The organism is Streptomyces sp. M2CJ-2, assembly GCF_016757295.1.
In the GTDB taxonomy this organism is placed as follows: Bacteria; Actinomycetota; Actinomycetes; order Streptomycetales; family Streptomycetaceae; genus Streptomyces.
Genome location: NZ_JAESIF010000226.1, coordinates 1 through 1,542, shown reverse-complemented (window position 1 = coordinate 1,542; position 1,542 = coordinate 1). Strand labels below are relative to the sequence as shown.

The following is a 1,542-nucleotide window of genomic DNA, read 5'->3' as shown; positions in this document are numbered from 1 at the left end:
GTGATCGCGGGTGCGGGCGCCGAGGTGGAGCCGGTGGTCGAGCGGCTGACGGCCGGCGGCGTGCGGACCAGGCGGCTGCGGGTCTCGCATGCCTTCCACTCGCCGCTGATGGAGCCGATGCTGGACGCGTTCGCCCACGTACTGGCCGGGCTGGAGTTCCAGGCGCCGACCCGCGGCCTGATCTCCATGCTGGGCGGTGCGCAGGCGGCGGAGATGGCCACGCCCGGCTACTGGGTCCGCCACGCCCGCGAGGCGGTCCGGTTCGCGGACGGCGTGCGGGCGTTCGCCGACGCGGGGGTGGCCCGGCTGGTGGAGCTGGGCCCGGACACCGTGCTGACCGCCCTCGCCACCGAGGCGCTGGGGGAGCGGGCGGAGGAGTTCGCCCTGGTCCCGCTGCTGCGCAGGGACGGCGACGAGGCGACCACGGCCGTGCACGCCCTGGCCGCCCTCCACGTCGGCGGCGCGCCCGTCGACTGGGAGGCGTTCTACGCCGGCACCGGCGCCAAGCGCGTCGAACTGCCCACCTACCCCTTCCAGCACGAGCGCTACTGGATCTCCTCGACCTCGGGGACACCGGGCCAGGCGGCCAAGCAGGCCGGACTGGCCTCGGCGGAGCACGGCCTGCTGGGCTCGGTGCTGCCGTTGCCGGAGTCGGGCGGTGCGGTGTTGACGGGGCGGCTGTCGGTGGACGGCCAGCCGTGGCTGGCGGACCACCGGGTGCACGGCGCGGTCGTCGTGCCGGGTACGGCGCTGGTGGAGATGGCGATCCGCGCCGGGGACGAAGTGGGCTGCGCCCGGCTGGAGGAGCTGACCCTGCACGCCCCGCTGGTCCTCCCGGACGCCGGCGGCGTCGCCGTACAGATCGCGGTCGACGGCCCGGACGACGAGGGCAGGCGCACCCTGACGATCCACGCGCGCGACGAGACCGCCGAAGCCGGCGACGGCTGGGTCCGGCACGCCACGGGCGCACTGAGCGACGCGGTCTCGCCGGTCCCCGCGGACAGTGTCGCGGCCTGGCCCCCGACCGGCGCCGAGCCCGTGGACGTAGCCGGCGTGTACGACGACACCCTCCCTGACCTGGGCTTCGCGTACGGTCCGGCGTTCCGTGGCCTGCGCGGGGTCTGGCGGCGCGGCGAGGAACTGTTCGCCGAGGTGGCCACGGCGGAGGAGGCCGGGATCGACCCCAAGCCCTTCGGCCTGCACCCGGCACTGCTGGACGCCGCGCTGCACGCCCAGCTCGTGGCGGGGGACGGCGACGCGGTGGTGCCGTTCGCGTGGTCGGGGGTCGAGGTGTTCGCCTCGGGCGCCTCCCTCCTGCGGGTACGGATGGCGCCGGCGGACGGAGAGGGTGTCTCCCTCGACGTCGCTGACGGTGAGGGTCGGCTGGTGGCGTCGGTGGCATCGCTGGTGGCGCGGCCGCTGGGCGAACTCGGTGAGGGGGCTGCCCCGGGTGCGGGGGAGCTGTTCGGCGTGGAGTGGGCGGAGTGGACCGGGTCTTCCTCCGGTGCGGGCGGTTCCGCTGTGGTGGTGGGTGGTGCGCTG

Annotated in this window: 1 protein-coding gene; it reads left to right on the top strand. The window is 75.8% G+C overall.

Annotated elements, in window-relative coordinates; all coding sequences use genetic code 11:
- On the top strand, nucleotides 1–1,542 hold a 1,542-nt coding region (locus tag JL475_RS38970; RefSeq protein ID WP_202282920.1), incomplete at both ends, for a polyketide synthase dehydratase domain-containing protein.